Annotated in this window: 20 protein-coding genes and 1 tRNA gene; 9 read left to right on the plus strand and 12 right to left on the minus strand. The window is 68.8% G+C overall.

Annotated features, from left to right (window positions below; genetic code table 11):
- Positions 1-20 precede the first annotated feature (20 nt).
- The 6 genes from ABU113_RS07830 to ABU113_RS07855 form a co-directional block, all read right to left on the minus strand.
- Positions 21-1,010 carry a DUF4340 domain-containing protein gene (locus tag ABU113_RS07830; RefSeq protein ID WP_454558946.1) on the minus strand — a complete coding sequence of 330 codons (990 nt, stop codon included), beginning with the start codon at positions 1,008-1,010 and terminating at the stop codon, positions 21-23.
- Positions 1,011-1,015: 5 nt separating this feature from the next.
- On the minus strand, positions 1,016-2,890 hold the full coding sequence (locus tag ABU113_RS07835) for a Gldg family protein (RefSeq protein ID WP_454558947.1): 1,875 nt from the start codon (positions 2,888-2,890) through the stop codon (positions 1,016-1,018).
- Complete coding sequence (locus ABU113_RS07840) at positions 2,890-3,642, minus strand: ABC transporter permease (protein ID WP_454558948.1); 753 nt, start codon at positions 3,640-3,642, stop codon at positions 2,890-2,892. The genes ABU113_RS07835 and ABU113_RS07840 overlap by 1 nt, the downstream gene beginning before the upstream one ends.
- Positions 3,639-4,577 carry an ABC transporter ATP-binding protein gene (locus tag ABU113_RS07845; protein ID WP_454558949.1) on the minus strand — a complete coding sequence of 313 codons (939 nt, stop codon included), beginning with the start codon at positions 4,575-4,577 and terminating at the stop codon, positions 3,639-3,641. Before ABU113_RS07845 ends, ABU113_RS07840 begins: the two co-directional genes overlap by 4 nt.
- A 187-nt stretch (positions 4,578-4,764) precedes the next feature.
- Positions 4,765-5,019 (minus strand): hypothetical protein, encoded by a 255-nt coding sequence (locus ABU113_RS07850; protein ID WP_454558950.1) that lies wholly within the window; start codon positions 5,017-5,019, stop codon positions 4,765-4,767.
- A gap of 96 nt (positions 5,020-5,115) precedes the next feature.
- Positions 5,116-6,123: a cysteine synthase A gene (locus ABU113_RS07855; RefSeq protein WP_454558968.1), complete on the minus strand. Its 1,008-nt coding sequence runs from the start codon at positions 6,121-6,123 to the stop codon at positions 5,116-5,118.
- 282 nt (positions 6,124-6,405) lie between these two features.
- Here ABU113_RS07855 and ABU113_RS07860 point away from each other — a divergent pair, with 282 nt between their 5' ends.
- From ABU113_RS07860 to ABU113_RS07890, 7 genes are read left to right on the plus strand one after another with little or no spacing between them, the layout of a single operon-like run.
- Entirely contained in the window at positions 6,406-6,864 is a 459-nt protein-coding gene (locus ABU113_RS07860) for a flavin reductase family protein (protein ID WP_454558951.1), read from the plus strand.
- A gap of 7 nt (positions 6,865-6,871) precedes the next feature.
- Positions 6,872-8,530, plus strand: coding sequence for a peptide ABC transporter substrate-binding protein (locus tag ABU113_RS07865; RefSeq protein WP_454558952.1), 1,659 nt, complete (start codon positions 6,872-6,874; stop codon positions 8,528-8,530).
- Positions 8,527-10,128 (plus strand): peptide ABC transporter substrate-binding protein, encoded by a 1,602-nt coding sequence (locus ABU113_RS07870; RefSeq protein WP_454558953.1) that lies wholly within the window; start codon positions 8,527-8,529, stop codon positions 10,126-10,128. The genes ABU113_RS07865 and ABU113_RS07870 overlap by 4 nt, the downstream gene beginning before the upstream one ends.
- A complete protein-coding gene (locus ABU113_RS07875) occupies positions 10,076-11,056 on the plus strand; it encodes an ABC transporter permease subunit (RefSeq protein ID WP_454558954.1) in 981 nt (326 codons plus the stop codon). The genes ABU113_RS07870 and ABU113_RS07875 overlap by 53 nt, the downstream gene beginning before the upstream one ends.
- Positions 11,057-11,058: 2 nt before the next feature.
- Positions 11,059-11,907 carry an ABC transporter permease gene (locus tag ABU113_RS07880; RefSeq protein WP_454558955.1) on the plus strand — a complete coding sequence of 283 codons (849 nt, stop codon included), beginning with the start codon at positions 11,059-11,061 and terminating at the stop codon, positions 11,905-11,907.
- Positions 11,904-13,547, plus strand: coding sequence for a dipeptide ABC transporter ATP-binding protein (locus tag ABU113_RS07885; protein WP_454558956.1), 1,644 nt, complete (start codon positions 11,904-11,906; stop codon positions 13,545-13,547). Before ABU113_RS07880 ends, ABU113_RS07885 begins: the two co-directional genes overlap by 4 nt.
- 3 nt (positions 13,548-13,550) lie before the next feature.
- On the plus strand, positions 13,551-14,738 hold the full coding sequence (locus ABU113_RS07890; protein WP_454558957.1) for an acetyl-CoA C-acyltransferase: 1,188 nt from the start codon (positions 13,551-13,553) through the stop codon (positions 14,736-14,738).
- Between the two features lie 100 nt (positions 14,739-14,838).
- Here the strand turns inward: ABU113_RS07890 and ABU113_RS07895 are convergent, their stop codons facing one another.
- Both ABU113_RS07895 and ABU113_RS07900 read right to left on the minus strand, forming a co-directional pair.
- Complete coding sequence (locus ABU113_RS07895) at positions 14,839-16,155, minus strand: hypothetical protein (protein ID WP_454558958.1); 1,317 nt, start codon at positions 16,153-16,155, stop codon at positions 14,839-14,841.
- Positions 16,156-16,229: 74 nt separating this feature from the next.
- Positions 16,230-17,447 (minus strand): TIGR04063 family PEP-CTERM/XrtA system glycosyltransferase, encoded by a 1,218-nt coding sequence (locus ABU113_RS07900; RefSeq protein WP_454558959.1) that lies wholly within the window; start codon positions 17,445-17,447, stop codon positions 16,230-16,232.
- A 287-nt stretch (positions 17,448-17,734) separates the two neighbouring features.
- Here ABU113_RS07900 and ABU113_RS07905 point away from each other — a divergent pair, with 287 nt between their 5' ends.
- Entirely contained in the window at positions 17,735-19,081 is a 1,347-nt protein-coding gene (locus ABU113_RS07905; RefSeq protein ID WP_454558960.1) for a glycosyltransferase, read from the plus strand.
- Positions 19,082-19,139: 58 nt separating this feature from the next.
- Here ABU113_RS07905 and ABU113_RS07910 read toward each other — a convergent pair whose 3' ends face one another.
- Both ABU113_RS07910 and polA read right to left on the minus strand, forming a co-directional pair.
- Positions 19,140-20,477: a hypothetical protein gene (locus tag ABU113_RS07910; RefSeq protein WP_454558961.1), complete on the minus strand. Its 1,338-nt coding sequence runs from the start codon at positions 20,475-20,477 to the stop codon at positions 19,140-19,142.
- On the minus strand, positions 20,477-23,302 hold the full coding sequence (gene polA, locus ABU113_RS07915) for a DNA polymerase I (RefSeq protein WP_454558962.1): 2,826 nt from the start codon (positions 23,300-23,302) through the stop codon (positions 20,477-20,479). The genes ABU113_RS07910 and polA overlap by 1 nt, the downstream gene beginning before the upstream one ends.
- Positions 23,303-23,513: 211 nt before the next feature.
- On the opposite strand from polA, the gene ABU113_RS07920 reads away from it, so the two are divergent.
- A tRNA-Gly gene (locus tag ABU113_RS07920) sits at positions 23,514-23,587 on the plus strand.
- Positions 23,588-24,200: 613 nt separating this feature from the next.
- Here ABU113_RS07920 and ABU113_RS07925 read toward each other — a convergent pair.
- On the minus strand, positions 24,201-25,133 hold the full coding sequence (locus ABU113_RS07925) for an ArdC family protein (protein ID WP_454558963.1): 933 nt from the start codon (positions 25,131-25,133) through the stop codon (positions 24,201-24,203).
- 347 nt (positions 25,134-25,480) lie between these two features.
- A complete protein-coding gene (locus tag ABU113_RS07930; RefSeq protein ID WP_454558964.1) occupies positions 25,481-26,296 on the minus strand; it encodes an AAA family ATPase in 816 nt (271 codons plus the stop codon).
- Positions 26,297-26,374: the final 78 nt, after the last annotated feature.

Consider the following 26,374-nt stretch of genomic DNA (forward strand, 5'->3'; position numbering starts at 1 on the left):
ACGGAAGAGGGGTCACGTGCTCAGTCGCGCAGCAGCGCCATCCCGCGACGGTTGAGCACGGCAGCCTGGGCGGCCGGCAGCGTGAAGGCATAGGCGCGCAGGTCGTTGATGGCGTGGGCCTCGGCCTCGCCCCTGGTCTTGGCCTCCGCCGCGAGGCCCAGTGGCGCCACGAAGTGGGCATTGATGCGCACCTGCGACACCGCGCCGGCCGGCTTCGCCAGCAGCGTCACCACCAGTCCATCGAAGGTCTCGACGAAAATCATGCTGGCGCCCGGCCAGCTGATGTCCCTGGCGGAGGCAAGCCCGGTGAACGACAGGTCGCCATAGACACGGGCCGACTGCTCGATTGCCGCCGGGTTGGCGCGGGCCGCGTCACCACTGGTGAGCTGGAACGGCTGACCGGCGAGACCGCGCGCGAAGGCGGCGATGTCGCCGTCGGCATGGAGCACCCGCACCGACTTGATACGCTCGGGCGCGATCGCCGGTAGCCTCAGCGTGGTCCAGCGGGCAGCCTCCAGCGCCAGTGCCGGCAAGCCGCTGGCGATCACCGGGGCCGACGCCCCCTCCACCCGCGCATAGACCTGATCGTCGCCGGCGGGCTTGCCAATGGTCAGCGCCGCCAGCATCTTGCCGCCGGCATCCCGCACCGTCACCTGCACCCCTGCATCCAGACCGGACGTCATCGCCGGCAGATCCTTCGGCTGCGCGGCCACGATGCCGGCGCTCGCCACGGCATCGAGCACCTGGTCCACCATCTCCGCACGCGCCGGCGCGTTGCCGGCACTGGCCAGCACCCAGCTGCCGTCCTTCGTGCGAGCCAGCTCAACCGCACCGGGCGGACCGGCGATGCGCAGCCGCGCCACTGCCGGCACCTGTTCATCGAAACCCGGCAGCAGGGCGTCATTCCCGCTGAAGGCACCCCGGCCCAGCAGCATCATGGCCAGCACCAGTGCCGCCGCCAGCGTCACGCCGAGCATGATCCAGCGTTTGGCCTGCGGCGTCAGTGCCATCATTGTCATCCCCTTGCCTTCGCCCGCCGCCAGCGACGCCATAGCGCGCCGACAGCAGCCACCATCACGACCACAACCGGCATGAAGGCGATGTTGGCGCCCGCCAGCAAGGTCTCCAGTCCTTCGACTTCGGCCCGCAGATCGCGCTGGACCGCCCGGAGGTCGCGGCGCGTCTGCACCATCAGGTCACGCACCCGGGCGAGTTCGGCTTCCTGCGACTCACCCTGGGCCTCCAGCGTCCGCAGCCGCTGCTCCGAGTCCCGCAGCGCCTGCTCCAGGTCGGCCTGGCGATCGAGGAACCGGCGCTCGGCCCGCTGGCGCAGTTGCTCCATCACCACGAACGGCCGGGTCGCCACCCCGCGCGAGCGCAGCGACACCAGCGTATCGGCGCCCAGCAGCGTATCGGCCACGTTGAGCACGAACGCACCGTTGTCGGCGAACGGCGTGAACACCCGCTGGCCCAGCAGCATCTGCGGCTGGGCCCACATCTGGTCTTCCAGCAGATCAGTGTCGGCGACCACCACCACGGCGGTCGGCGCTGACCGCGCATCAACGCCGCCCGCGACCGGAAAGGCCGATGGCAGCCGGCCGGTCAGCCGGGCCGCCAGCACATAGGTATCGCCCGAGGCGCGGAAGCTACGGATCAGCCCCACCGGGTCCGGCCCGGCGGCCAGCCGCTCCACCGGCACCAGCTGGGCGGCATTCGAGGACGTGATGAGCGGCGTCGCCGTCACGCCGGCCGGCGGCTTCAGCCGCAACTGGCCGGCCGCCGCGACATTGAGCTGGCGCAGGCTGGCGGTGGCGACGTCGTGCGCGTTCATCGCCTCGCGCGGCAGCGCCAGCCAGGGCAGATAGGTGACCAGGGTCGGCGCCCCGCCGGCATCGGCACCCATGTCCACCCGCTGCGCGAAACGGCCGTCAGCCACCACATGGCGATCGTCCAGGTCGACACCCCAGGCCGCCAGCAGCGGCCGCAGGTCGGAGCGCGAGGCCACCATGCCCGGCTGGTCGCCAAGGCCCAGCCCCTGATCGGGTCCGCCGCCGGTCGCCCGGCCGATCTCCGACAGCGGATCGACAAGGGCCAGCAGACGCCCGCCCGCCATCACGAAGGCATCGACAGCACGCAGCTGCGCTTCGGTCAGCCGCGGCGGATGAGCAAGCACCAGAAGACGGGTGCCTTCGGGAATGACGGCGCTCTCGGGATCCATCAGCCGCACGTCGAACGACTGCCGCAACTGATCGTAGATGACGTAGGGCGCCGACTGTCCCTGCATCATCGCCACCGGTCCGCCATGGCCGAAGGCGAGCGGCAGCGACGACAGCACGGCGACGCGGGGCAGCTCGGGCGTGGTCAGCCGCTGGATCAGCCGCGCCAGGTCATACTCCAGCTGCGGCTCGCGGTCCGGCGCCAGGAACGGGATCACCTCGCGCGCGGCCGGCCGCCCCGCCGAGGCCGGGCGCTCGCCCACCAGGCCGAGATAAACGGACGTGCCGTTGCCCAGGTCCACCCCGCGCAGACCGGCGGCCACCGCCGCATCCTCGGTCGCGGAGAAGGCCTCGGGGTCGACGCGCTTCACCCGCAGCTTGCCGTCGGACGCGCGGACGAACGCCTCCAGCAGATCGGCGACGCGTCGGCCGTACAGGTTGATCTGCGGCGCCGCCGCCGTCTCCTGTTCGGAGAAATACAATGTCAGTTTGACCGAGGCGGGCAATGCCGCCAGCAGCCGGACCGCGCCGGGGCTCAGCGTGTACAGGCGGTCCTCGGTGAGATCGAGACGGGCGCGGCCCGTCAGCAGATTGCTCGCAATGACCGCCAGAACGAACAGCAGCGCCAGCACCAGCAGCGCCAGCGGCCCCCGGGGCAACAGGCGACGGCTCATCACGCGCCCTCCCGCTTCAGGTCAACCACCACCACCGTGGCCACCAGCCAGACGATGATCAGCGCCAGGAAGTAAAGCAGATCGCCAAGATCCAGCACGCCCCGGGTGATGGCGCTGAAATGGGTCAGGAAACTGAGCGAGGTGATAAATCCGATGAGTGAAGACGGCGCCCAGCCCTGCAGGAAATCCGTCACCATCGGCAGCCCGGCGACGAGAAACAGGAAGCACAGCATCACGCTGGCGACAAAGGCGCTGGTCTGGCTGCGGGTGGTGGCTGACAGGCAGCCACTGATGGCAAGATAACCGCCCGCCATCAGCCATGACGCCAGGTAGGACGCGACAATCACGCCATTGTCAGGCCGGCCCAGCAGATTGACGGTCAGCCACAACGGCCAGGTCAGCAACAGCGCGACGCCCACGAAAGCCCAGGCGGCGAGGAACTTGCCCAGCGTCGCCCCGGCCGTGGAAACCGGCAGGGTCAGCAGCAGTTCCATGGTGCCGGAGCGGCGCTCCTCCGCCCAGAGCCGCATGGCCAGAGCCGGCGCCAGCAGCAGGAACAGCCAGGGATGGAACTGGAAGAAGGACTCAAGGTCCGCCCGTCCCCGGCCGAAAAAATCGCCGACGTAGAAAGCGAACACGTTGGATGCGACCAGAAACACCACCAGGAAAACGGTGGCGAGCGGAGTCGCGAAATAGCCGGTGAACTCCCGCGCGAACACCGCCCGCCAGCCTGTCAGCAGCCCGCCCGTCACGCCGCGTCCTCCTCGGCATGGGTCAGCGCGCGGAATACGTCATCCAGCCGTCCGGCCTCCACCACCAGGTCCAGCGGCACGACCTTGAGGTCGGACAAGCGCTGCCGCACGGCATCCAGGAAGGGCGCGCCATCGGGCGACAGCAGGGTCACCTGGACCCGACCGTCCGGCAGCGTCCGCAACTCGTGGCGCCAGCCATTGGTCACCGCGCCGACGGCGGCGGCGATCGGGAAGGTCAGCGTCACGGCATGGGCATAGCGGGACTTGGCGCGCAACTGCTCCGGCGTGCCATCGGCGACGATGCGGCCCCGGTCGACAATGACAACCCGCGAGCACATCGCCTCCACTTCTTCCAGGATGTGCGTCGACACGATGATCGCCCGGCCGGGCCGCAGGCCGGCGATCAGGTCACGTACCGCCTGCTTCTGGTTGGGATCCAGCCCGTCGGTGGGTTCGTCGAGCACCAGCGCCAACGGGTCGTGCATGACCGCCTGCGCCAGGCCGACGCGGCGGCGAAACCCCTTCGACAGGGTGTCGATACCCTGCGATCGAACGCGACCCAGCGCCAGCCGGTCGATAATCGATCCGATGGCGGCGCGCGCGGCCGCGCGATCGAGGCCGCGCGCGGCGGCACAGAAACGCAGGAACGGCTCGACCGCCATCTCGGTATACAGCGGCGCACCTTCGGGCAGATAGCCCAGTGCCCGACGGGCGGCCAGCGGATCGGCCCAGACATCGAGACCGTTGACCAGCGCCCGGCCGGCGGTCGGCCGCAGATAGCCCGTCAGCATGCGCAGGGTTGTGGTCTTGCCCGCACCATTGGGGCCAAGCAGCCCGAGCACTTCGCCGGCCGCCACCTTCAGACTGAGGCTGCGGACGGCCTCAACGGCTCCGTAGCGCTTGATCAGGCTGTCAGCTTCGAGCGAGACGGTCATCGGTGACCCATGAAAAGGCAGGCGGATTTCTGCTTAGTCGCGGATTTTTGCTTAGCCAATGCCTGGCCGGGCATCAAGCACCGTTGGGCCACCGTCACCGGCAACCGTGGCACAGGCGAGACAAGACGAGGGCCGGCGGTCTCTGACGCCGGGCCTGTATCAGACGCCCTGTATCAGACGCCCTGTATCAGACGGTCTTGGCGGCGCGAGCCTTGGCATCGGGGCAGGCTGCCAGCATCGGCGCGGGGTCGGCACCGACATGCGCCGGGGAAAGCGGCGCCACCACATCGCCACCAGGGGCGAACCCGAGCACCGCGAGCGCCGAGCGCTGCGCCATGCCTGCCGTCGTCGACCGCGCGACGCCAACGTTGGCGGCGGCAGCCGCCATCAGCGCGAACATGACGATCGCCAGCCCAGCCAGGCCAAGCCTGATGCGAAGCATGAGTTTACCCCTCCTTGAGTGGCGCATACTCTAGCAGGTCCGCGATTCACGGTCGAGAGCGGAAATGGCGACAGTCCGTTGCCGCTATGCGCCGGATTACTTCACCATCCACGGCGGCAGCGGCAGGTCGCGCTCGGCGAGCCAGGCCGGGTTGAAGATCTTGGACAGATACTGCCGCCCGGAGTCGCACAAGATGGTGACGATGGTCTTGCCCGGCCCCAGCTTGCGGGCAAGATGGACCGCACCGGCAACGTTGATGCCTGACGACAGACCCAGACACAGGCCTTCGTACTGCATCAGGTCATAGACGTAACCCAGCCCCTCCTCGTCGGAAACACGGAACCAGTCGTCCACCGGCGCGCCATCGAGATTGGCGGTGATCCGGCTCTGGCCGATTCCCTCGGCGACCGACGAACCCTCGGCCTTGAGTTCCCCCGTCGCGTAGTAGCTGTAGAGCGAGGCGCCATGCGGATCGGTCAGCGCCACCACCACGTCGGGATTGAATTCCTTCAGGCCCATGCCGACGCCCGCCAGCGTGCCCCCGGTGCCGACCGCGCAGGTGAAGGCATCCACCCGGCCGCCGGTCTGGCGCCAGATTTCCGGCGCGGTGGTCTTGATGTGCGCCAGCCGGTTGGCGATGTTGTCGAACTGGTTGGCCCAGACCGCACCCGGAGTTTCCTCGGCGATCCGCCGGGAGGTGTGCACGTAGTGACCGGGGTTGGAGAACGCGGCCGGCGGCACCAGCACCAGCTCGGCGCCCAGCGCCGTCAGGGTATCCTTCTTCTCCTGACTCTGGGTCTCGGGCATGACGATGATCGTCCTGTAGCCCTTGGCGTTGGCGACCACCGCCAGGCCGATGCCGGTATTGCCGGCGGTACCCTCGACGATGACACCACCCGGCGCCAGCGCACCGCGTGCCTCGGCGTCCTCGATGATCGCCAGCGCCGCACGATCCTTCACCGAGCCGCCGGGGTTGAGGAACTCCGCCTTGCCCAGGATGGTACAGCCGGTCGCGGCGGACGCGCGCTGCAGCTTGATGAGCGGCGTGTCGCCAATCAGCGGCAAAACGCTGTCAGCAACGGCGGGGCGGGCGTGATCGGTCATCGTCATGGTGCCAGATGTATCGCCGGCCCGCCCCTGCATCAAGGCGCGCGCTGCGATAAAACATGGACGCACCGTGTCTGCGGTCGCGCGGATGTCGCACAGATGGGGGATGCATTTTCCACGGCGGACGATAGTAGTGACGTCAGGCCGACATTTCGGAATCAGAGCAAGGATTGCATCCCGACCATGGCATCCACCCCGCCCGCCGCGCCCGGCACATCCACGCCCGGCACATCCACGCCCGGCGAGTCGACGTCCGGCGCATCCATCGACCCCCGCGCGTTGCGCACCGCGCTCGGCGCCTACGGCACTGGGGTTGCCATCGTCACCGCGCTGGACGCCGGGGGCCAGCCGGTTGGCATGACCATCAACAGCCTCGCGGCCGTCAGTCTTGACCCGCCGCTGGTGCTGTGGTCGGTGCAGCTCGACACCCCCTCCGCCAGCGCGTTTCGTCAGGCCCGCCACTTCGCGCTGTCCATCCTCGCCGCCGACCAGGAAACGATCGCCCGCCAGTTCGCCCGCACCGACAGCGACAAGTTCAGCGGAATCGCCACGACGCCGGGAAGCGCGGACGTGCCGCTGATCGACGGCGCGGTGGTGCATTTCGAGTGCGAGGCCTGGGCCTGCTATCCTGGCGGCGACCACGAGATCATCGTCGGCAAGGTCACCCGCCTTGCCAGCCGCCCCGGCCCGACACTGGGGTTCCACCGCGGCCGCTTCACAACCCTGGCCGACGCCTGAGCGGCCGATGGCGGCGACCGGCAGAGGAGCCCCGCTGACCCGGCGGCCCGCCCTGCTGGCGGCGCTGCTGGGCGCCTTCCTGGCCGCCAGCTGCGGCCCGTCCGCCGACACCGGGCCGGGCGCGACACGACTCCCCCCGGACACGCTGGTGCGCGCCAGCAGCGACGAGCTGCGCAGCCTTGACCCGCACAAGGTCTCGACCGTCGACGACATCAAGGTGATGGCCGACCTTTACGAGGGTCTGACCCGGCTGGGTGCCGATGGCCGGGTGGAACCGGGCCTCGCCGAGCGCTGGCAGGTCAGCGCCGACGGGCTGGACTGGCGCTTCACCCTGCGGCCGGGACTGCGCTTCGCCGACGGTACGACGCTGAGCGCCCGCGACGTGGTGACGAGTCTGCGCCGGCTGCTGACGCCGACCACCGCCGCCCCCAACGCCAGCCTGTTTTTCGCCATCGCCAACGCCGAGGCGGTCGCCTCCGGCACGGCCGCGCCCGAGACCCTGGGAGTACAGGCGTCAGACGCCCGGACGGTCACCATCCGTCTCCAGCGCCCCCTGCCGGCCTTCGCCGAACTGCTGGCCCACGCCAGTGCCGTGGTGCTGCCGGGCGCGGCCCTGGACCGCCATGGCGATGCCTGGATCAAGCAACGACCGTTGGCGAGTTCCGGCCCGTTCCGGCTGCGTCAGTGGCGGCTGCACAGCGCGCTGACGCTGGAGCGCAACCCCCATTATCATGACGCCGGCGACGTCGCCCTGGCCGGCGTGGTCTACCGTCCGCTGCCCGACGACCAGAGCGCGCTGCGCCAGTTCCGCGCCGGCGCGCTCGACATCCTGCCCGACTTCCCGGCCCGCGATCTTGCCCTGGTGCGCCGCGAAATCCCCTCGGCGGTCCGGCTCGCGCCCTATCGGGGCAGCTATTATTTCGCCTTCAACACCCGCCGGCCACCGTTCGACGACGTGCGGGTGCGCCGGGCGCTGGCGATGAGCGTCGACCGGCATATTCTTGTCCATCTTGTCATCGGGCTCGACCAGCCGCAGGCCTTTGGCGTGGTGCCGCCCGGGCTTGGCGGCTATGGCCCGGCGGTGCTGCCCGGCTACGCCCGCTGGCCGATGGCCCGGCGTCTGGACGAAGCGCGCCGGCTGCTCCTTGCCGCCGGCTATGGCCCGGACCGGCCGCTGACATTCGAGATCCGCTACAACAGCGATGTCGAGCACCGGCGGATCGCACTGGCGCTGACGCAGATGTGGAAGCCGCTGGGCGTGCGCACCCGGCTGGTCAACGCCGAGGCGGCCATTCACTTCGCCATGCTGCGGGCCGGTGATTTCTCTCTGGCGCGATCGGGCTGGATCGCCGACTATGCCGGGGCTGAAAACTTCCTGTCGATCTTCATGTCCAACGCCGGTCCGCTCAACTATCCCGGCTATGCCAATCCCGACTATGACCGCGACGTCATGGCGGCGATGGCGCTGGCCGACCCCGTTGCCCGCAATCATGCCCTGCGACGGGCGGAGGCCCGGTTGGTGGAGGATGTTCCGGTGCTGCCGCTCTATCATTATGTATCGAAATCGCTGGTGGGACCGCGCGTGGAGGGCTGGACCGACAATCTTGCCAACATCCACCCCTCGCGTGCGCTGCGGCTGCGTCCGGCCCCGGAGACAGTCCGATGATCCGCCTGACCCGGCCGTCGACCCGTTTTGCCCGGCTTGCCCTGCTGAGCCTCGGGCTGCTCACCGGCTGTGGCGGCACGTCCGGGGACGACGCAGCGGCCGAACGCACCTTGAGAGTTGCCGTCATCGGCGACCTGACGACGCCCACGCCCTATGCCGCCACCACCGGCGCTGAACGCCTGCTGGCGGCGGAAACCCAGCGCGGCCTGGTGACACTCGATGCCGCCGGACGGATCGTGCCCGGGCTGGCCGAGAGCTGGTGGGTCAGCGAGGACGGCCTCAGCTACATCTTCCGGCTGCGCCTGGCACACTGGCAGGATGGCAAGACGGTGACGCCGGATGACGTGGTGAGGGCCTTCCGTGCCATGCTTGGACCCGGGTCACGGCATCCGTTGCGTGAGGAGCTGTCGGTGATCGAGAACGCCGACAAGGTGCGGGAGCGAAAGCTGGGCTCGCGGGCACTGGGCGTCAAGGCCGTCACCGAGAATGTCGTCGAGATCGTGCTGGAGCGGCCGCTGCCGGCGATGCTGGGCCTGCTTGCCGACCCGACGACCGGCATTGTCCGCAGCGTGCAGGAAAATGGCCAGCGCCTTCAGCTCGGACTCGGCCCCTACCGGCTGACCCGCCGCGAGCCGGGCAGCTGGCTGCTCGACACCAATGGCGGCTCGTTCGCCGCGCGGGGACTCGGCTATGGCCATGTGCTGCTGTCGCCTGTCGCCAGCGCCGACGCGGCCATCGCCCGTTTTCGCGACGGCAAGGTCGACATCGTCGCCGGCGGCGCGCTCGACGGGCTGTCCGGCGCCCGCACCCTGCCCGCCAGCGGCACGTTGCGGATCGAGCCGTCCTACGGCGTCTACGGACTGGTGGCGCAGACCCGCCGCGGCCCGCTCGCCGACATCCGCCTGCGCCGCGCGCTGGCGATGGCGGTCGACCGCGAGAACCTGGTACAACGCCTGTTCAGCATTTCGGCCATGAAGGTGGCCACGGCCATCGTGCCGCCCAACCTGCCGAGTTATGGCGCGCCGGCCGCACCCGACTGGGCGGCCTGGACGCCCGTCGAGCGACAGCAGGAGGCCCGGCGACTGCTGACGGAAGCCGGCTTCGGCCCCGACACGCCGCTCACCCTCACCGTCGCACTGCCGGATGGCATCGAGAACGAGCAGGTGCTGGCGGCGATCGCCGCCAACTGGCAAGCGCTGGGTGTCCAGATCACCGCCCGGCGCGGCTCCCGCGCCGCCATGGCCGCCCTGGTGGCCACAGGCGAGTTTGATCTGGCACTGCGCCCGATCATCACGGCCGCCGACCTGCCCAGCGCGTTCCTGGCGCCGTACCTGTGCAATGCCGGCGCGATCAATTTCGGCGGCTATTGCAACGCCGAGGCCGACCGCCTGCTGGGCGAGGCAACCCACATCGCCGACCGGGCCGCCCGTACCGCCAAGATCAAGGCGGCCGAGAAGCTGATGGCGGACGAGGCGCCGGTGATCAGTCTGTTCGTGCCGGTGCGGTGGTCGCTCGTGCGCGCCGACATCACCGGCTGGGTGGACAATGTCGCCGGCAGCCATCCGTTGTCGCAACTGCACCCCGACGGTGGAAAGTAGCGGCACGATGGGGCGTTTCCTGCTCGGCCGCCTGCTCGGCGCCATCCCGACCCTGCTCGCCATCATCCTGCTCAGCTTCGCCATCATGCGGGCCGCTCCCGGCGGGCCCTTCGACGGTGAGCGGGCACTGCCACCCGAGGTCGAGGCCAATCTGCGCGCGGCCTATGATCTCGACGCCCCGCTCGCGGTACAGCTCGGCCGCTATCTCGCCGGTCTGGCGCGGTTCGATTTCGGCCCGTCGTTCAAATACGCCGATTTCTCGGTCGGCGAACTGATCGCCGGGGGGGCGCCGGTCAGCGCCATCATCGGCGGCGCGGCCCTGCTGCTGGCGACCGTCCTCGGCATTGCCCTGGGCAGCGTCGCCGCGCTCGACCGGCACCGCGCGCTCGACAGCGGCGTCATGGCGCTGGCGGTGGTCGGCCAGGTGGTACCGACCTTCGTCGTCGGCCCGCTGCTGGCGCTGCTGTTCGGCCTGTGGCTGGGCTGGCTGCCGATCGCCGGACTGGAGGGCGGCGCGCGCGCTTTCGTGCTGCCGGTGGTGACGCTGGCGCTGCCCTATGTCGCCAGCATCGCCCGGCTGACCCGGGGCAGCCTGCGCGAAGTGCTCGCCCAGCCGTTCATCCGCACCGCCCGCGCCAAGGGGCTCGATGACGCCACCGTGCTGTGGCGTCACGCGCTCAAGCCCGCGCTGCTGCCGGTGGTGAGCTATCTCGGCCCCGCCGCCGCCGGGCTGCTGACCGGCTCGGTGGTGGTGGAGACGGTGTTCGGCCTGCCTGGCATCGGCCGCTATTTCGTCCAGGGCGCCATCAACCGCGACTACACGCTGGTGCTCGGCGTTGTCGTGCTCTACGGCGCGCTGATCATCCTGTTCAACCTGCTGGTGGACATCCTCTACGGCTGGCTCGACCCGCGGCTGGCGCGGCGATGACGATGCCGGGGCGCCCCTCCCGCCGGTCGCCGGCCGCGCGCCTGCGCCGCCACCGCGCCGGCATGATCGGGACCATGCTGCTGACCATTCTCGCCGTTCTGGCGCTGACTGGACCATTATTGTCACCACATGGGCTGGACGCGGTGGACTGGGCGGCCTTCGAGCGGCCGCCATCGGCAAGCCATATCTTCGGCACCGACAGCGCGGGTCGCGACCTGTTCGTCCGGCTGATGCTGGCCACCGGCATCTCGCTGCTGCTGGGGCTGCTGGCGAGCCTGGTCAGCGTGGTCATCGGCATCCTGTGGGGTGCCATCGCCGGCTTCGCCGGCGGCCGGGTCGACGCGGTGATGATGCGCCTTGTCGACATCCTCTACGCCATGCCGTTCATGTTTCTGGTCATCCTGCTGATGGTGGTGTTCGGCCGCTCGATCTGGCTGATCTTCATCGGCGTCGGCGCCATCGAGTGGCTGACGCTGGCGCGGATCGTGCGCGGCCAGACCATGCAGCTCAAGGCGATGCCGTTCGTCGAGGCGGCCCGCGCCTGCGGTGCCTCGCCGGCGCGCATCGTCGCCCGCCACATCGTGCCCAACCTGCTGGGCGTGGTCGCCATCTACGCCACGCTGACGGTGCCGCAGGTCATTCTGGTCGAGAGCTTTCTCAGCTTTCTGGGGCTTGGCGTGCAGGAGCCGCTGACCTCGCTGGGCGTGCTGGCCAAGGATGGCGTCGACGCCCTGGAAACCGCGCCCTGGCTGCTGCTGTTCCCTGGCGGCTGGCTGGCGTTGCTGCTGATCGCGCTCAACCTGCTGGGCGACGGGCTGCGCGACGCGCTCGACCCGAGGGAAGCGCTGTGACCGCCGTCGCGCCGCTGTTCGCCCTGCGCAATTTCCAGGTCCGGTTCGACACCGCCGATGGTCCGGTGGCGGCGGTGCGCGGGGTCGACCTCACGCTGGCGGCGGGCCAGGCGCTGGCCATCGTCGGCGAGTCCGGCTCCGGCAAAAGCCAGACCGTGCTCGGCGCCTTCGGCCTGACCGGCGCCAACAGCCACATCGCCGGCGATATCGCCTTCGACGGCCACGACATCCGCTTGCTGTCGCCCCGCCAGCGCCGGTCGCTGCTGGGTCGCGATGTCGGCTTCGTGTTCCAGGACCCGCTGACCGCGCTCACCCCCCATCTGCCCGTTGCCCGCCAGATCAGCGAGACGCTGGAGCGCCATCGCGGCTTTGATCGTACCGCCGCGCGCGCCGCCGCCATCGCCCTGATGACCCGGCTCGGCCTGCCCGCCGACCGGGCGGACGCCTACCCCCATGAACTGTCGGGCGGCCAGCGCCAGCGGGTGATGATCGCTTCGGCACTGGCCTGCGACCCCAAGCTGCTGATCGCCGACGAGCCGACCACCGCGCTCGACGTGACGGTGCAGGCGGAGATTCTCGCCCTGCTGGACTCATTGCGCGCCGAACGCGGCCTGGCGCTGGTGTTCATCACCCACGACCTGGCGGTCGCCGCCCAGGTCACCGGCCGGCCAGGCGACCAGGTGGCGGTGATGCGGGCCGGACGGATCGTCGAGCAAGGTGCCGCCGAGGCGCTGCTGGCCGCACCCGCCGACCCCTATACCCGCGCCCTGGCCGCCGCCGCGCGCCCCGCGACGCCGCGCGAGGCCGCGCCGACACCGCTGCCCCGGCTGGTGGTCGACGGGCTGGGTGTCAACTACCGCCGGCCGTCGGGCTGGTTCGCCAGCCGCCCGGTGCCGGCGCTGCGCGATGTCAGCTTCACCGCCGGCCCGGGCGAGGCCATCGGCATCGTCGGCGAATCCGGCTCCGGCAAATCGACGCTGATCCGTGCGTTGCTCGGGCTGGTGCCGACCTGTGCCGGCACGATTCACTGGCAGGGCGCGCCGCTATGCCCGCCCTACCCACGCGCATTGCGACGGTCGTTGCAGATCGTGCATCAGGATCCGTTCGCGGCGCTCAATCCGCGCTTGACCATTGGCCAGTCACTGGCTGAACCGCTGGAGATCCACGCGCCCGAACTGACAGCCGGCGACCGCCGGGCAAGGGTGCAAGACTGGCTGGCGCGGGTCGGCCTGCCCGCCAGCTTCGCCGACCGCCATCCACACGAACTGTCGGGCGGACAGAACCAGAGGGTCAATATTGCGAGGGCCTTTATCGCTGGTCCGGCACTGGTGGCCTGCGACGAGGCGGTGAGCGCGCTGGATGCCGAGACCAAGGTCGCCATCCTCGATCTGCTGCTGGGGCTGCAGGCGGAGACCGGCGTCATCCTGCTGTTCGTTACCCACGACTTTCAGTCGGTGACAACATTGTGCCAACGCACAATCGTTTTGCACTGCGGCAAAATTGTTGACGCCGGGGCCACATCGGCGCTTATGGCAAACCCGACGCAGGCGTATACCCGGACGCTGATCGCGGCGATGCCGCGACTGACGCTCCCCCCACAACAAGCGCCCGCCAAACGAGAGAAGCCACGGGAGACCTAAGACATGAGCACGGATCCGATTGTGATCGTCGGCGGCAAGCGCACGCCGATGGGTGGATTTCAAGGCGAGCTGGCCGGCCTGACCGCGCCGCAGCTCGGCACGGCGGCGATCAAGGCCGCGATCGCGGAATCCGGCGTGGCGCCGGACGAGGTCGATCAGGGCGTGATGGGCTGCGTGCTGCCGGCCGGTCTGGGCCAGGCGCCGGCCCGCCAGGCGGTGCGCAACGCCGGCCTGCCCGACTCGGTGGCCTGCACCACCGTCAACAAGATGTGCGGCTCCGGCATGAAGGCGGTGATGGACGCCCATGACGCGCTGGCGGCCGGCTCCGCCGACGTCATCATCGCCGGCGGCATGGAGAGCATGACCAACGCGCCCTACATCCTGCCCAAGGTCCGCGCCGGCCTGCGCATCGGCCACGCCGAGGTGCTCGACCACATGTACATCGACGGCCTGGAGGACGCCTACCAGCGCGGCCGCCTGATGGGCACCTTCGCCGAATCGACCGCCCAGCACTACCAGTTTAGCCGCGAGGCGCAGGACGCCTACGCCATCGAGAGCCTGAAGCGGGCGCAAAACGCCATCACCTCCGGCGCCTTCGACAGCGAGGTGGTGCCGGTGTCGGTGCCGACCCGTGGCGGCGCGGTGGAGGTCCGGATCGACGAGCAGCCCGGCAAGGCCAAGCTCGACAAGATCCCGACGCTCAAGCCCGCCTTCGCCAAGGACGGTACGGTCACCGCCGCCAATTCCTCGTCGATCTCCGACGGCGCGGCCGCACTGGTGCTGATGCGCGCCTCCACCGCCAAGGCCAAGGGCCTGACGCCGCTGGCCCGCATCGTCGGCCATGCCACCCATGCCCGCGCGCCGGAGTGGTTCACCACCGCGCCGATCGGCGCCATGCAGTCGCTGTTCAAGCGCACCGGCTGGGGCGTCAATGACGTCGACCTGTTCGAGATCAACGAAGCATTCGCCGTCGTCACCATGGCGGCGATGCAGGATCTCGGCCTCGATCACGCCAAGGTGAACGTGCATGGCGGCGCCTGCGCGCTGGGCCACCCGGTCGGCGCCTCGGGCGCGCGCCTCATCGTCACGCTGATGGCGGCGCTGAAGCGCTACGGCAAGACCCGCGGCGTTGCCTCGCTGTGCATCGGCGGCGGCGAAGCGACCGCCGTCGCCATCGAACTGGCGGCGTAAACGGTCAGGCGGCGGCCGGCGGACCCGCCGGCTGCAACAGCAACGGGCGCCCCCGCGCAAGCAGGGGCGCCCGTTTGCGTTGGCACGATGGCGTATGGCGTTACAGGTCGGGCAGCGACTCGTCAGCGACCTTCTGCAGGTCGCGGATGGCGCTGGAGAGCCGGCGCGTCGTCTCCGGGTCGGTCAGCGGCGGCTCGATCGGCCCCAGTGCCGCCGGCGCGATGGCCGGGCCCTGGCTGATGGCGCGGTTGAGATCGCGCATGCGCTCGGCCAGCGCGATGAAGCGCTCCACCGTCTCGCGGCTGACCCGGGCGGCGGCGGCCATCTGTTCAGCCGCCTGACCCATGGTCTGGGCGCCGTTGGCCTCTCTCGTCAATGCGGCCAGCAGCTGTTCGGTGGTGGCCTGGCTGCTGGCGACATTGGCCTCGATGCCCTGGGTCGCGCCCTGGATCATCGTCCGCAGCTCCTGCGCCACCCCGCGCACCTCGTCGATCGCCCTGGCAACCTGCTTGGCGTGGTGTTTCTGGATGGCGGTAAGCGAGCTGGTGTAGCTGTCGCCCAGCGTCTTGAGCTGCGCCTGACTGATCTGCGGCAGCGAGGCCTGGGTCTCGCGCACCGACTCCAGTACGCCCTGCGCCACGCCGTCAAGGGTGCGCAAGGTCTCGGCGATGGCGTTGAACCGCGCGCCGGAGGTCTCTCCGAGCTGCTCGATGAACCCGTCCAGCGTCTGGCGCAGAATGTCGCCGTCCGCGGCCGCCACGGCCACCGGTGACGGCGCCGGCCCTCCCGGGGCCAAAGCCGCCACCACCCGGTCCAGCCGGGCCTCGACGGCACCACCGGCGCCAGCAAACAGCAAGGCCGCGACAAGCGCGCCCGCCCCCGCGATCACCAGGCTGGCCAGCGCCAGCACCGTGCCCTCCAGACCGGAACGCTGCACCAGCGCCAGCGGCTGGCCGACCATCGACAACTCCGCGGCGCTGCCGCGCGCCAGCGCCACCAGCGCCAGCAACACACCCACGCCCAGCGCCAGCATCGGCAGCAGGCGGAAAAACCAGCGCGCGAAACGGCGGGCCAGCAGATCACGGCCACTGATCGCGCCCAGGGGACCACCGACCTTGTCGAACAGATCGTCCAGCTCAACGCTGCCCGGCTCGACGTCGGCATCCAGCGCCCGGTCCGCGACAATGGCGACCCCCAGCAGCGGCAATACCCAGCCGGCCAGCACCCATGCCACCGCCCCCAGTCCGGTCGTCAGCGCCACCAGCAGCACGGGCTCGTCGTAACGCACCCCGAGCAGGCGGGTGCCAAGGCCCCACTGTTCGGCCATCGACGCCAACAGGCCGCCCCCCAGCACGGCCACTGCCGTCAGCAGGACGACCACCAGGCCGCCAAGCCAGAATCCCACCTTGTTCAACATGGTCGCGTTCAACCCCTCATCCGCACGCGATGCCGCCAGACCGGGACGCCCATCCCGGTCGTCCTATTCTACGCTCACCCCCGCCGCGCACCACCCAGCAGGCGGGCATAGACCGGTACATAATGATCGACCGTCATCGCCCAGGTCCGCTCCGTCGCCACGTAGCGGCGCGCGGTTTCCCGCCGCTGCTCCCACATTTCCGGCCGATCGAGCAACCCGCTGACGCTTTCCGCCAGCGCCGCCGGATCATCGGGCCGGAACAGCTCGCCGGTCTCGCCGGCAAGAATCAGCTCCCGATGGCCACCCACGTCGGAGGCCGCCACCAGCTTGCCTTCGGCCATCGCCTCCAGCGGCTTGAGCGGCGTCACCAGTTCGGTCAGCCGCATCCGCTTGCGCGGATACACCAGCACGTCGATCAGGCTGTAGTAGCGGTCCACCTCGGCGTGGGGCACCCGGCCGGTAAAATGAACGCGCGCGCCAACCCCAAGTGCGGCCACCTGCGCCTTCAGCGCCGCCTCCACCGGCCCGCCACCCACCAGCAGCAGATGCAGCCTGGGTCGGCTGGCCAGCAGCAGCGGCATGGCCGCCACCAGCACGTCAAGACCCTCGTAATCATAGAAGGAACCGATGAAACCGATGATCTCGGCATCCGTCAGCCCCAGTTCGGCCGCCAGCGCCGCGTCGCGCGGCTTGCCGGGCGTGAACTGGTCCTGGTCGACCGCGTTGGGCGTCAGGAACAGCTTGTCCTCGTGAATGCCTCGGCCGCGCAGGTCACCCATCAGGCCGGCACAGATGCAGCCCACCGCGTCCGCCGCCATCGCCGCGCGCGTTTCCAGCCAGTGGGTCGCGGTATAGCGCAGGTCACCTTCGCGACTGGTGCCATGGGCGGCCGACGCATCCTCCCAGAAGGCGCGAATCTCGTAGACCCAGGGCAGGCCGGTGCGCCGCGCGACGCGACCCACCGCCATGGCATTGAGCACCGGCGAGTGGGCGTGCAGGATGTCGGGCCGGGTCTCGGCCACCAGCGCCTCCAGTCGACGGGTGGTCGCGGCCACCTCCGCCAGCTCGCGCAGCACTGGCACCCGGCTTGCCAGACCGTCCGGGCGCGGCGTGCGATGGAACCGCAACCCGTCGGCCTCCTCCGGATCGGGGCCCGGATGATAATGACGCGGCGTGGTCAGATGGACCGTCTCCCAGCCGCGCCGGTTCTGCTCACGCAGGATGGAACGGCTGCGGAAGGTGTAGCCACTGTGCAGCGGCAGCGAGTGGTCAAGGACATGAAGGATGCGCATCGGGGAATCGGTCGGCTTTCATGGATCGGCCCGGTTGTAGCCGATCGGGATCGATGGTCAAACAAGCCCGCGAGGCAACGCCCCCCGGGCACGCGGCAACGCCGGCCCGCGCGACGAACCCTCGGGCCGGCGCTAAGTCTTGGACGACAAGCATTAAACTTTGTATTGCCAGTTTCTGTCATCGTGCCGAAAGAATGTCGGGCGATTCGATGTCGGCAGTTTCCGGGGAACGTTCGCGAAGGGTATCGCAGGTGCAATCAGGCCAAGGTGAGTCGCGTGATCCGGCCGTGTCTTCTGACAGGCTGACGCCACGCCGCATCCTGCTCGTCGCCGGCTTCTTCCCGCCGCTCGCGCCGTCAGGTTCGACCCGTGCGCCAAGCCTCGCCCGCCACTGGCTGGCCCAGGGCCATGACGTGCGGGTGCTCTCGGCCCGCAACCGCCTCACCTCGAAGGTGCTGAAGCACGAACTGCCGGAGGAGCGGGTCACCTTCGTCCCGTTCCCCGAGGTCGAATCACTGCGCGAGGCCGCCGCCTTCCACCTGTTTGGCCGGGTGCCCCCGACACCGGCCGACGGTGGCGGATCGCCGGCCACGCCGCCGGCCGGCGCCGGCGGGGGGACACCCCGGCTGGCATCGCTGCCCTACCGCAAGCAGATCGCGGATCTTTACTGGGACATGATGTTCATTCCCGACAAGCATCTGTTCTGGTCGCGCACCGCCACCACCGCCGGGCGGGCCCTGGTGGAGCGGTGGAAGCCGGACCTCCTCTATTCCAGCGGCCCGCCGCACTCGGGACACATCGTCGCCCGCCATCTCGCCGCCGCCTGCGGCGCCCCCTGGGTGGCGGAGCTGCGCGACGAATGGGCCGGCAACCCCTACGGCGTGCAGAACTGGCTGCGCACCATCATCGAACGCCGCATGGAACGCCGCACGCTGCACGACGCCACCGCGCTGGTGGCGGTCACCCGCACCACCCAGCGCACGCTGGACCAGCTGCACGGCAAGCCGGTGGCGCTGAGCATGAACGGCTATGACCCGGTGGATTTCGACGGGCTGGAGACGGTGACGCCGCTCGACCCCGACAAGCTGACCATCGTTCACGCCGGCTCCATCTACATCGGCAAGCGCGATCCGTCGTCGCTGTTCGCCGCCACCGCCCGGCTCGGCGCGCTGGCCTCGCGGGTGAACCTGCTGTTCTACGGCGAGCAGGCCGATTCGCTGGCCTCGCTGGCGCGCCACTATGGCGTGGAGGCAAGCGTCACCATCTCGCCGCCGATCACCCGGCGCGAAGTGCTCGAAATCGAACGCCGCGCCGACGTGCTGCTGCTGTGCCGCTGGAACGACCCCGCCGAGGACGGCATCATCCCCGGCAAGCTGTTCGAGTATATCGGCGCCCGCCGGCCGATCCTGGTCATCGGCTCCGAGACCGGCGAGGCGGCCGAGATCGTCCGTGAGGGTCAGTTCGGCCTCGTCTCCAACGACCCCGACCGCCTGGCCGCCCAGTTGCGCGGCTGGATCGAGGCCAAGGCGCAGACGCCTCGGCTGGAGGATGTTCCCAACATCAGTGGCCGTGACTACACCCGTGCCGGCCAGTTCGATGCCCTGGACAGCTTCCTGGCCCGCACGCTGGCCTGAGGCGACGCCACCAACCGGCGGTCTTCCAGCGCCGGGACCAGCCCGGCCCGCCGCCCGGCTAGCCCATGTCGGAATAAGGGATGCCACGATAGAGCGGCAACGCGTCCAGCGTCGCGTCCAGCCGGGCGATGGTGTGGCGGTATCGCTGGTCCGTCACTGACCGGTAGATACGCCTGAAACTGGTCGCGCTCATGCCCTCGGCCAGCCCGTCGATGGCATCGGCGGGAAACAGCGCCGCCTCGCGGGCCCGCGCCAGCAACCTTATCATCGCCTCGGCATCACGGCTGCGCTGATGGGTGATGCGGGCGAGTCTCAGTCCGGCCCGGTTGGCGAGCAGGTCAACGAAGGAGAATCCGCTGCCGCCAGGCAGCGAGTCGTTCAGCTCCTTCCACTCCCCGGCGGCCCGCGACAACCGGTCGGGGAAGATCACGCCCAGCGCCGCCGACAGCGCGAAATGCTTCGGCAGATCCTGACGGCCCGCCAGCACCAGCGCCGGTGGATCGGGCGTGCACGCCGCACCGAGATCGACCACGCCGCCCGCCAGCGCCGCCACCCGCTGGCCCACCGCCAGCATGCCCAGCGCCACGAAGGCGGCACGGGCTTCCTCGCCGGCATTACCGACGGGCAACCGCTCCTCGGCCAGCGCGAAGGCACGGTTGACCAGCAGGGCGAACGGCTTGGCACCAACGCCACTGCGCAGGTCAGCCTCCAGCAGATGGGCGTAGTAAAGCCGGACCAGCGCCGGATCGATACCCGGCTCGCCTCCGGGCACCAGCGCCCGCACCCGGTCGAGCAGGCTGGCCGGCACACGGACCACCGCGACCACCTGCTGGCGGGGTGTGAACCGCAGACTGTGGACGGCATCGTCGGGTCCGCCCACCTCGGGCGGAAAGCCGAGCGCATGCCAGAGCCGTTCGACCATCCAGCGCATGGTGGCCGGTGACAGTTCGACCGCGCCGACGCGGGCACTGACGGGCGGGAAGCCACCGCGACGCTCGGCAACCACGGCCTCAAGATTGATGAACGAGTGGCGTGCCACCACGATGGTCAGCGCCAGATCGGCACGGCCACCGCCGAGACGGACCCGGGGTCGCAGCGTGCCGAACCCGTGGTTGGTCAGCCGACCCAAAGCGTCGAGCTGACGCTGGCCGAGCACGATCCCCCGCGCCTGCCCTGATGCCTTGACGGTATCCCCCAGCTCCGCCACCACAAGACGCGCGGCGGCCGAGTCCGCCGGCTGCGGCGGCGGCAGATCATCGACCAGCGGCTGGCCGCTGATCACCGTCGTGGCCAGCAGCGCCAACGCGGCGACCATCACCAGCAGCGGTCGGCCGCACCACCGCCAGGCGCGGGCCGCCCACGGATGGGACAGTCCCGCCCGCAGGACGCGGACCATCAATGCGCCGCCCCCCAGGTGGCGCCCTGGCCGCACTCGACGACCAGCGGCACCGCGATATCCACCGCCGGGCGCGCCGCCGCGCTCATCACCTCGGTGATGACGGACGCCGCCGCGCCGGCCAGCGACTCCGGCGCCTCGAACACCAGTTCGTCATGCACCTGCAGCAGCATTTTCACCGCGCTCAGCCCCGCCGCGTCCAAGGCGGCCGGCATGCGGATCATCGCCCGGCGGATGATGTCGGCCGCCGTGCCCTGGATCGGCGCGTTGATCGCCTGGCGTTCAGCGAAATTGCGCTGGTTGGGGTTCTTGTCGTTGATGGTGGCGATGTAGGCGCGGCGGCCGAACAGCGTCTCGACATAGCCCTGCTTGCGGCACTGGGCGACGGTGGCGTCCATATAGGCGCGAATACCGGGGAATTTCTCGAAATAGCGGTCGATGAAGGCCTGCGCCTGGCCACGGGCGATGCCGAGCTGGCGGGCCAGCCCGAACGCCGAGATGCCGTAGATGATGCCGAAGTTGATCGCCTTGGCCTGACGGCGGACCATCGGGTCCATGCCCTCCACCGGTACGCCGAACACTTCCGATGCGGTCATGGCGTGGATGTCGATGCCGTCGGCGAAGGCGCGCTTGAGTGCCGGAATGTCGGCGATGTGCGCCAGCAGGCGCAGCTCGATCTGGCTGTAGTCGGCCGACAGCAGCACAGCGCCTGTAGGCGCCACGAAGGCCTCGCGGATCTTGCGACCCTCCTCGGTGCGCACCGGGATGTTCTGCAGGTTGGGGTCGGTCGACGACAGCCGGCCGGTGGAGGTGGAGGCCATGGCATAGCTGGTGTGCACCCGCCCGGTGTCGGGGTTGATCTGGCCCTGCAGCGCATCGGTGTAGGTGGACTTCAGCTTGGCCAGCTGGCGCCAGTCCAGCACCCGCTGGGCCAGCTCGACGCCCTCCGCCGCCAGGCCGTCCAGCACGTCGGCGTCGGTGGACCAGGCGCCGGTCTTGCCCTTCTTGCCGCCCTTGAGCGCCATCTTGTCGAACAGGATGTCGCCGAGCTGCTTGGGGCTGGCGACGTTGAACGGCTCGCCGGCGAGCTGGTGGATCTGCGCCTCCAGCGCCCCCATGCGCTGGGCGAAGTCGCCCGACAGCCGGGCCAGCGTCGTCCGGTCGACCAGGATGCCGGCGCGCTCCATCGCCACCAGCACCGGCACCAGCGGCCGTTCCAGCGTTTCATAGACGGTGGTCATGCGGTCCCGCCACAGCCGGCCCTTCAGCGCCGCGTGCAGCCGCCAGGTGACGTCGGCGTCCTCCGCCGCATAGGCGGTCGCCCGGTCGAGCGGCGCCTCGGCGAAGCTGATCTGGTTCTTCCCCGAGCCGCAGACATCGGCGTACTTGATGGTGGCGTGGCCCAGGTGCAGCTCGGACAGCGCGTCCATGCCGTGGCTGTTGCGGCCGTTGTCCAGCACGTAGGACAGCAGCATGGTGTCGTCGAAGTTGACGATGGTGACGTCGTAGCGCGCCAGCACCGCCATGTCGTATTTCAGGTTCTGGCCGATTTTCAGCACGCCGGCATCCGCCAGCAGCGGCCGCAGCACGTCCAGCGCCACCACCAGCGGAATCTGCGCCGGCCGCTCGGCCAGCAGACCACCGCCGCTGCCGGTATGGCCGAGCGGGATGTAGCAGGCCTGGCCCGGCGCCAGCGCCAGGCTGACGCCCACCAGCTCGGCGCGCAGCGCATCCAGCGAGGTGGTCTCGGTATCCACCGCCACCACGCCCAGCCGGGTCGCCTGCGCCACCCACCAGCCCAGCCGGTCAAGCGTGGTGACGCATTCGTACGCGCCGGTGTCGAACGGCACCGCGCCGCCAGCGGCGTCCGCCGCCGTCCCGTCCCCGGCGAGGGCGGCGTCATGGTGCGTGTTGATCTTGGCCTTCAGCGAGCGGAAGCCGTGCTTGTCGAAAAAGGCGATCATCGGCTCGTGCGGCGGATGGCGCAGCGTCAGTTCGTCCAGCGGCACCGGCAGCGGCACGTCGTCCTTCAGCGTCACCAGCTGCTTCGAGACGCGGGCGAGATCGGCGAACTGGATCAGGTTTTCCCGCCGCTTGGGCTGCTTGATCTCGTGGGCGTGCGCCAGCAGCGTCTCGACATCGCCATAATGCTGGATCAGCTCGGCGGCGGTCTTGGGGCCGATGCCCGGCACGCCCGGCACATTGTCGACCGAGTCGCCCATCAGCGCCTGCACCTCGATCACCTTGTCGGGGCCGACGCCGAACTTCTCGACCACCGCCTCTTCCCGCAGACGGCGGTTGTTCAGGGTGTCCAGCAGCTCGACGCCGGGACCGACCAGCTGCATCAGATCCTTGTCGGAGGAGACGATGGTGACCTCGAAGCCGGCCGCCCGGGCGGCGCGGGCGTAGGAGGCGATGATGTCGTCGGCCTCGAAGCCCGGGCTTTCGATGCACGGCACCGAGAAGGCGCGCACGGCATCGCGGATCAGCGGAAACTGCGGCCGCAGGTCCTCCGGCGGCTCCGGCCGGTTGGCCTTGTAGTCGGGATAGATGTCGTTGCGGAACGAATGACGGGCAGCGTCGAGAATCACCGCCAGATGGGTCGGGTGCTCGGCGTCGTTGAGATCCTCGATCAGCTTCCACACCATGGTGGTGAAGCCGTAGACGGCGTTCACCGGCGTGCCGGCCGGATCGGTCATCGGCGGCAGCTTGTGGTAGGCGCGGAAGATGTAGCCGGAACCGTCCACCAGATAGAGGTGGTTCTGGCGCGGCGTCGCGGCCGGACCGGGTTCCGGCGCGACGGGAAGGGCAGCGGGGTCGCTCATGGCGGCGGACTGTAGCCGCGTGATCCCGGCTTGACCACCCGCACGCTGTCGCAGCCCGTCGGCGTTCTCACCCGGTCCACCGTGACGGTTCCAGACCGGTACGCCTTGCTGTCGTCCGCCGCTCTGGACCTGCGCCTGTTGAAACCAGCCCCTCTTGCAAGCAGGCCCATAGGCCCGCTATGAAGCGGTGCGCTGACGCGCAGGCGCCCGGGCGGGTGTAGTTCAATGGTAGAACAGCAGCTTCCCAAGCTGCATACGAGGGTTCGATTCCCTTCACCCGCTCCAAATTTTCAGATTTGTCGAAACACCTGAAAAATAAAGAGAAAAATAGGCCATTCTGGCCTGTGTAGGTACTGTGCAGAAAAATTTTCGGAATTGCTTCGCAGTCGCCCGCAGAAAATCCGCTTTCAGCTCCCCCAATTCGCCCATCAAAGCTATCCCGTTTTTGGTTGATTCGAGCGTCGTCGAGCGCCATTTCCCCGATAACGCGGTTATGGCGCAAAGCGCCTATATAGAGGCGGGCAGCGACAGGATCGGACAATGCGGGCAAGGCGCAGACAAGACGAAGAACGGATGAAAGCGCGGGCGCGCCGCGTGATGGCCTTGTGGTCGCGCGGCCTCTCCGATGCGCCTGCACATTCGCCGCGCGCGGTCGGGCGCAATGCCTCTACGCATTGCCGCCCGTGTTCCTGCTGGCTGTGCAGCGGCCATAAGGATGTGCCGCGCAAGGGGGAGCGCGGCTTTGAGGATTATCAGGGCTGAAAGCCCTCTGTCCGGCGCGGCCCCAAAGGCCGCGCCGTCCGCTCAGGGGTGGGTCGGGCGGGATAAAGAATAGCCGCCGTCACCATGACGGCGGCTCCGCCAGATGCCGGAGGGTTGTCCCTCCGGCGTTTTTATTTCAGGCGGCTTCCTTCACCTCGTGGGGCTGCGGCTGCAAGCTGTGGAGATAATCGGCGGCGCGCTGCGCATGGGCGGCGGCGTTGAAAATCGCGCGCTTGTCTTCCTTCAGCACCTTCAGCCAGTTGCCAATATAGGCGGCATGCTCGTCACGGGGTTCAGGCGACAGACTGAGGTCGGCGCAAAGGAACGCGGCGCCAAGCTCCGCGACTAGTTCCTCCATCGCGTAGCCTTCATCGCCCCAGCGCTTGCGGCCAAAGTCTCGCTCCAAGCGGTTCGCGCCTTTCGTCCAATGGGTCATTTCATGGGCAAGGGTGGCGTAATAGGCTTCGGCCTCGCGGAAGGCTTCAAAGGGCGGCATTTGTACAAAGTCCTGTGCAGGGCTGAAAAACGCGCGGCTGCCGCCGTGGCGAATATCCGCGCGGGTGGCGGCAAAGAAAGCCTCGGCATGCGCGATGCGCTGCACGGTATCGGCGGGACGCTCTGCCAGCGCATAAAAATGCGCAGGCAATCCCTCCACCTGCTCCACGTTAAAGACGGTGTATCCCTTCATGAACGGAATATCGCGCTCGGATTCCTGCCCGTTCTCGTCGGTTTCGGTTTTGGTGATGGTGTTGGCGTAAACGACAAGATTGCCTTTCTCGCCCTTGCGAACGTTGCCGCCAAGCTCCTGCGCCTGCTTGTAGGTCATCCAGATAGGCGCGTTATATCCACGCTCGCAGGCTGCGCCCCACAGCATCAGGACGTTGATTCCACGGTAGGGCTGACCATTCGCGCGCAGCGGGCGGGTAATACGTCCTGCGGCATGTTCGGCGTTCCACGGCTGGAACCACGGGCGGACGCCATTCTCCAATGCGGTCACAATGTGGGCGGTTACTCGTTCATAAACATCTTGCTTCATTGCCTTTTCTTCCTTGGCTGATGGGTTGCGCATGCAACCGACTAGCCACGCGGCAATGAGCGGGGATTCAGCCGTCCAGACCGGAAAACGGGGGATGGTGCGGGCCGGAGCGCAGCGACTACACGGCCCCCGTTTTCCGCCCCTTAGGGCTTGGTCTTGACGGTGAAGGGCGGCACGCCCCCACAAAGAAAGAAGGAATGCGGACAAAGGCCGCGCTCTATCCGCGCGCGGGATTGTTACCGGATGGCGGAGACGCGGCTGCGCGGCGGCTCGGTGCCGCAAGGCATAAAGCCCAATCCGGCCACGCCGGACGCGCCCGTTTGGACTTCAAGAAAGCTTTGCTGGAATCGCTGGCGGCAAGGTTCTTTGCCCGATATTCGTCAACGCCGCGACGTGAAGCGAAGGGTGCGCTCGGCGAAGCCGGTCAACTCCTGATCGTTGATCGCGGCTGTCTGCCAGGCAGGATTGCTGTCATGGTGGAAGCGGTTGGCGTAGACGCGAAGACGATCAAGCTCATCAATGTCAGCAACAGTCATGATCGGGTTGGGCTGTCCGGCCCGCTGCCGTGCGATGGTGATGAACCGGCCGAGCATAGCGTCGGGAGGGAACTCAGCCGGGTAAGCAACGCGCAAATAGGATTCGAGAATCGGACGAAGCGCCTGTGCAACGGCGCGCTCATTCGCGGGATTGGCAGCACGAATGTGGCCGCTTACGAGAGCATGCCGCCTGTCGTGCTCGGTAATACAATCCTGATGCACGTCCCAAGCGGCAAGTGTGGAGCCGGTTCCATCGCGGTCAATCCTGAGCGCAGAGCGCGTCTGCCTGTCCGCCTGTTCCCAAATGGCGCACAGGAACGGCTTGGAATGCGACAGGACAATGACCTGCCGGACCCGGCCCACCAGTCCGCGCACCTCTTGAACCGTTGTCAGGGAACGGTGTTCGTCGAGACTCGTCATCGGGTCGTCGATGACGACAATCTTGTCGGCCAGATTGGCCTCCCGTTCCAACGACGCAAAAAAGAACGCGAGCGCCAGAGTATTGCGGTCGCCTGCGCTTAAGGTTGTGCGAAACGACGGCCCGCCGTTGGCGGCGGTCAGACCGACAGAGACGTTGTTGATGACGACGTTATAATTGGCAGACGAGCCTGTGATCCACCCCCATTGAACGGGTCCACCTTGAAGTATGGTTTTGACCATGAAGGAGGACCACAATGGCAAACAAGCGACACAAGCCCGACGAGATCGTCACGAAGCTTCGGCAGGTTGAGGTTTTGC

It is taken from the genome of Parapedomonas caeni, assembly GCF_041060555.1.
Classification (GTDB): Bacteria; Pseudomonadota; Alphaproteobacteria; order Sphingomonadales; family Sphingomonadaceae; genus CAUJIW01.

Excerpts from the sequence above, each read along its gene's own strand:
- ABU113_RS07925 (WP_454558963.1), bottom strand. The coding sequence starts at position 25,133 with ATGCGCAACCCATCAGCCAAGGAAGAAAAGGCAATGAAGCAAGATGTT.
- ABU113_RS07890 (WP_454558957.1), top strand. The coding sequence starts at position 13,551 with ATGAGCACGGATCCGATTGTGATCGTCGGCGGCAAGCGCACGCCGATG.
- ABU113_RS07855 (WP_454558968.1), bottom strand. The coding sequence starts at position 6,123 with ATGACCGATCACGCCCGCCCCGCCGTTGCTGACAGCGTTTTGCCGCTG.
- ABU113_RS07835 (WP_454558947.1), bottom strand. The coding sequence starts at position 2,890 with ATGAGCCGTCGCCTGTTGCCCCGGGGGCCGCTGGCGCTGCTGGTGCTG.
- ABU113_RS07895 (WP_454558958.1), bottom strand. The coding sequence starts at position 16,155 with ATGTTGAACAAGGTGGGATTCTGGCTTGGCGGCCTGGTGGTCGTCCTG.
- ABU113_RS07865 (WP_454558952.1), top strand. The coding sequence starts at position 6,872 with ATGGCGGCGACCGGCAGAGGAGCCCCGCTGACCCGGCGGCCCGCCCTG.
- ABU113_RS07845 (WP_454558949.1), bottom strand. The coding sequence starts at position 4,577 with ATGACCGTCTCGCTCGAAGCTGACAGCCTGATCAAGCGCTACGGAGCC.
- ABU113_RS07850 (WP_454558950.1), bottom strand. The coding sequence starts at position 5,019 with ATGCTTCGCATCAGGCTTGGCCTGGCTGGGCTGGCGATCGTCATGTTC.
- ABU113_RS07880 (WP_454558955.1), top strand. The coding sequence starts at position 11,059 with ATGCCGGGGCGCCCCTCCCGCCGGTCGCCGGCCGCGCGCCTGCGCCGC.
- ABU113_RS07830 (WP_454558946.1), bottom strand. The coding sequence starts at position 1,010 with ATGGCACTGACGCCGCAGGCCAAACGCTGGATCATGCTCGGCGTGACG.
- polA (WP_454558962.1), bottom strand. The coding sequence starts at position 23,302 with ATGAGCGACCCCGCTGCCCTTCCCGTCGCGCCGGAACCCGGTCCGGCC.
- ABU113_RS07900 (WP_454558959.1), bottom strand. The coding sequence starts at position 17,447 with ATGCGCATCCTTCATGTCCTTGACCACTCGCTGCCGCTGCACAGTGGC.
- ABU113_RS07910 (WP_454558961.1), bottom strand. The coding sequence starts at position 20,477 with ATGGTCCGCGTCCTGCGGGCGGGACTGTCCCATCCGTGGGCGGCCCGC.
- ABU113_RS07870 (WP_454558953.1), top strand. The coding sequence starts at position 8,527 with ATGATCCGCCTGACCCGGCCGTCGACCCGTTTTGCCCGGCTTGCCCTG.
- ABU113_RS07875 (WP_454558954.1), top strand. The coding sequence starts at position 10,076 with ATGTCGCCGGCAGCCATCCGTTGTCGCAACTGCACCCCGACGGTGGAA.
- ABU113_RS07930 (WP_454558964.1), bottom strand. The coding sequence starts at position 26,296 with ATGGTCAAAACCATACTTCAAGGTGGACCCGTTCAATGGGGGTGGATC.